Source organism: Actinoplanes sp. NPDC051633, assembly GCF_040681735.1.
In the GTDB taxonomy this organism is placed as follows: Bacteria; Actinomycetota; Actinomycetes; order Mycobacteriales; family Micromonosporaceae; genus Actinoplanes.
On the sequence record NZ_JBFAZH010000804.1, the window covers coordinates 1 to 3621 of the forward strand.

Here is a 3621-nt window from a genome sequence, read left to right on the forward strand (position 1 = left end):
CCGGGTTCGGGACCCGCGGCCCTCCGCCGCGCTGACCGATCCCGCGCCGGCGAGGCCGCCGGCCGGTGACTGTTCGTGGCCCGTCCGCGTCTGTGGTTGTTCCGACGTCGTGGGCCCCGGGTCTGCTCTTGGTGATCAGAGCGGGCGTACCCGTCAAAGGACCGTGACCGCTGCACAGCGTGAGGAATCGTCATGGAGATCGCCGCCGTCGTCTGGATCTTTCTGTTGTTCGTCGCGGGCCTGGCCGCGACCGTCATCGCCCACCCCCGCCGCGTCACCGCCGGGCCCGCGCTCACCCTGGCGCCCGCCGTCGAGAAGGGGCCGCGGCCGCGCACGGCCGATGAGGTCCGCTACGCCGACGAGGTCGCGGTCGCTGCCGAGCGGGCCGCCACCACCGCCGCCCGTGCCCGCGACCTCTGGGAGGTCGCCCAGGAGGAGGTCGACGACGCCTGGGCCGCCTACCAGGTGGCCGACACCGAGGCCCGCCGGTTCGCCGCCGCGGCCGCCTACCCCGTGATGCGCCGGCGCCGCGCCAAGGGCGAGAACGCCGATCGGGAACGCTTCCTCCACCGGTCCGCCTTCGACGCCTGCCGGCAGCGCGAGATCTCCATCGCGCAACTCAACGACATCCTCGCGCACCGCGGCTGGAACGAGCGCCTGCACCCGGCCGCGCAGGAGTCCGCGCTGCGGGCCGCCGTGCGGGACCACCGGTACGACGTCTACCTGCGTGCGGCCGAGCGGGAGCGGGTCGCCTGGGCGGAGTCCGAACGAGCCGCCGAGGCGTTGCGCAGCCTGCGCACCGAGGCCTGCCTGGCCACCGTGCGGGCGGCCGAGGAGGACACGGTCTGCGCCGACGCCGACTGGTGGGCGCAGCAGTGGGCCGCCGCCGAGCCGGTCCGCGCCGCCGAGCCGGTCCGCGCCGCTGAGCCGGCCCGCGCAGCCGCCGCGTAGCCCGGTCGGGTTCGGGGGGCGTTCCCGCGTGTTCTGTCAGACCAGGCGGGTACCGTCACCGGGACGGACACCGAGGGTTGTGGAGGTCAGAGACCGTGGCGTCGACTCCGGAGGACAATTCACCAGCCGTGCGGCTGCATCGAGCGGCACGCATCGAGGACGCCGCTCACGAGATCATCGTGCGGCGGCTGAAGCAGCGCGGCTGGCAGCCGGTGATCACGGCGTACACGGGCTACGGCGCGCCGGGCTGGGCCCGGGTGATGGCCCGCGTCGTGCTGACCCGCAACGCGCAGTCGCGGAAGAAGCTGGAGAAGGTCCGGGGCTGGCGCAGCTTCACCACGTCGCCGGTCAACCACGCCCGGGTGCTGATTCAGATCGGCGACCAGGTCCACGAGACGCACACCGACCGCAGCGGCTATGTCGACTGCAAGGTCAAGGGCGACCTCGAGCCGGGCTGGGGCAGCGTCAAGCTGTCGACCGAGGGCGCCGAGTCGATCGAGGCGCCGATCCGGGTGGTCGACCCGGCGATCCGCTTCGGTGTCATCTCCGACATCGACGACACGGTGATGGTGACCGCGCTGCCGCGTCCGCTGCTCGCGGCGTGGAACACGTTCGTGCTCGACGAGCACGCGCGCACCGCCGTGCCCGGCATGGCGGTGCTCTACGAGCGGCTGCAGACGGCGAACCCGAGCTCGCCGGTGTTCTACCTGTCCACCGGGGCGTGGAACGTCGCACCGACGCTGAACAGGTTCCTGTCCCGGCATCTCTATCCGGCCGGGCCGGTGCTGCTCACCGACTGGGGGCCGACCCCCGACCGCTGGTTCCGCAGCGGCCGCGAGCACAAGCGCAACACGCTCCGGCGGCTGGCGGGCGAGTTCCCCGACGTCCGCTGGCTGCTGATCGGCGACGACGGGCAGCATGACCTGGAGATCTACTCCGAGTTCGCGCACGACCACCCGGACAACGTCGCCGCGGTCGCCATCCGCCGGCTGTCGCCCGCCCAGGCCGTGCTGGCCGGTGCGATCCCCAGCCCGGCCGGCGGCGCCGAGGCGGTCGGCTCGGGCGGCAAGACGTGGTTCAGCGCACCCGACGGCGCCGGGCTGTGGTCGCTGCTGAGAGATACCGATTTGACGTGACTACTCCGCGGGGTCGGCCGGGCGGGCGGCGTCGGCCGCCGAGGCGTTGACCCGCGCGTGCAGCTTGTCGCGGATCTCCGCCGGGGTGTATGCCCGTCGTTGCCGCTCGTTGCGTGCCAGTACGATTCCGGTCGCTGCCACACCGGCCAGCCCCGCCAAACCCGCTATCTTCCACCAACGCATCCGCTGAGGATAGACAGATGGACGACCTGAGCCTCGACGAGGCACTCGACCTGACGCGTACAGGTGACATCTGGATCTTCCGTGGGCGCTCGGGCCCCGACCGCGCGATCCAGGCGCTGACCAACAGCCCGGTCAACCACGTGGGCATGTCGCTGGTCATCGACGACATGCCGCCGCTGATGTGGCACGCCGAGCTGGGCCGGTCGCTGCCCGACCTGTGGTCGGGGACGTTCCAGCGCGGCGTCCAGCTGCACGACCTGCGCGACGCGGTGAACGTGTGGGCGCACCGCTACGGCCAGCGCGGCTGGCTGCGGCAGCTGGACCCGCCGGTGGGCCAGGAGATGGAGGACCGCGCGCTGCAGACGGTGGCCCGGCTCGACGGCACCCCGTTCCCGTCCTCGGCGCAGCTCGCCGTGCGCTGGGTGCGCGGCCGGGTGCCACAGATCCGGGTGCCGTGGCGGACAAGCGCCCAGGAGCCGGCGGCGCTGGAGACCGCGTACTGCGCCGAGGTGATCGCGGTGACCTTCGAGGAGATGGGTCTGCTGCCCAAGGGGCGGCGCAAGGCGAGCTGGTACGACCCCGGCCGGTTCTGGAGCGGCGACGCGCTCCAGCTCGCCGACGGATTCCGCCTGAGCGACGAGATCGCCGTCGACGTCCCCGCCAGATGATGCTCCGGCCATGACGGACACGCGGCTGGTCGGGCGGGTGGCGGAGGTCGTCGCCCTGGACCGGTTGCGGGCCGCGGCGGCCGGCGGGCGCGGCGCGGTGGCGCTGCTCACCGGCGAGCCGGGGATCGGCAAGACCGCCGTGGTCGAGGAGGCGGTGGCCCGCGCCGAGGCGTCCGGGCTGACCGTCCTGACCGGGCGGGCCGATCCCGACGAGGGTGCTCCGGCGTACTGGCCGTGGCTGCGGCTGCTCTCCGGCAGTCAGGTCGCCGGGCTGACGCCCGCCCTGCTGGCGGTGCGCGAGGACGCGGGGGAGTCGGCCGCGGCGGCGCGCTTCCGGGTCGAGCACGACACGATCAGAGCCTTGTGTACGAGCGGTCCGCTGCTCCTGGTCCTCGAGGACCTGCACTGGGCGGACGCCGCCTCGCTGTCGTTGCTGCGACGCCTGGCCGCGGAGATCTCCGACACCCCGCTCCTGGTGATCGGCACGGCCCGCGAGGCGCCGGACATCACGGCCGAGGTGCTCGCGCTGAGCCCGCTGTCCGCGGCCGAGGTGGGCGCCTACCTGTCGCCCGCGCATCCGACGTGGACGCCGGTCGTGCACCGCCTCAGCGGCGGCATCGGAACCCTTAACAATCCCTAAAATTGTCGAATCGTCGGCTTAATAGCTCACGCTATGCCGACAT

The 3621-nt window shown here is 73.0% G+C and carries 5 protein-coding genes; 4 read left to right on the forward strand and 1 reads right to left on the reverse strand.

Annotation, left to right across the window (positions count from 1 at the left end):
- Positions 1-192 precede the first annotated feature (192 nt).
- On the forward strand, positions 193-951 hold the full coding sequence (locus AB0M20_RS32335) for a hypothetical protein (protein ID WP_364304126.1): 759 nt from the start codon (positions 193-195) through the stop codon (positions 949-951).
- A gap of 95 nt (positions 952-1046) precedes the next feature.
- Positions 1047-2087 (forward strand): phosphatase domain-containing protein, encoded by a 1041-nt coding sequence (locus AB0M20_RS32340; RefSeq protein ID WP_364304127.1) that lies wholly within the window; start codon positions 1047-1049, stop codon positions 2085-2087.
- On the opposite strand, the gene AB0M20_RS32345 is transcribed toward AB0M20_RS32340, so the two are convergent.
- Positions 2088-2270, reverse strand: coding sequence for a hypothetical protein (locus tag AB0M20_RS32345; RefSeq protein WP_364304128.1), 183 nt, complete (start codon positions 2268-2270; stop codon positions 2088-2090). It lies immediately after the preceding gene.
- 17 nt (positions 2271-2287) lie between these two features.
- Between AB0M20_RS32345 and AB0M20_RS32350 the strand changes: the two genes are divergently transcribed.
- Both AB0M20_RS32350 and AB0M20_RS32355 read left to right on the forward strand, forming a co-directional pair.
- Positions 2288-2938: a hypothetical protein gene (locus tag AB0M20_RS32350; RefSeq protein WP_364304129.1), complete on the forward strand. Its 651-nt coding sequence runs from the start codon at positions 2288-2290 to the stop codon at positions 2936-2938.
- Positions 2939-2948: 10 nt separating this feature from the next.
- Positions 2949-3578: an AAA family ATPase gene (locus tag AB0M20_RS32355; protein ID WP_364304130.1), complete on the forward strand. Its 630-nt coding sequence runs from the start codon at positions 2949-2951 to the stop codon at positions 3576-3578.
- Positions 3579-3621 lie beyond the last annotated feature (43 nt).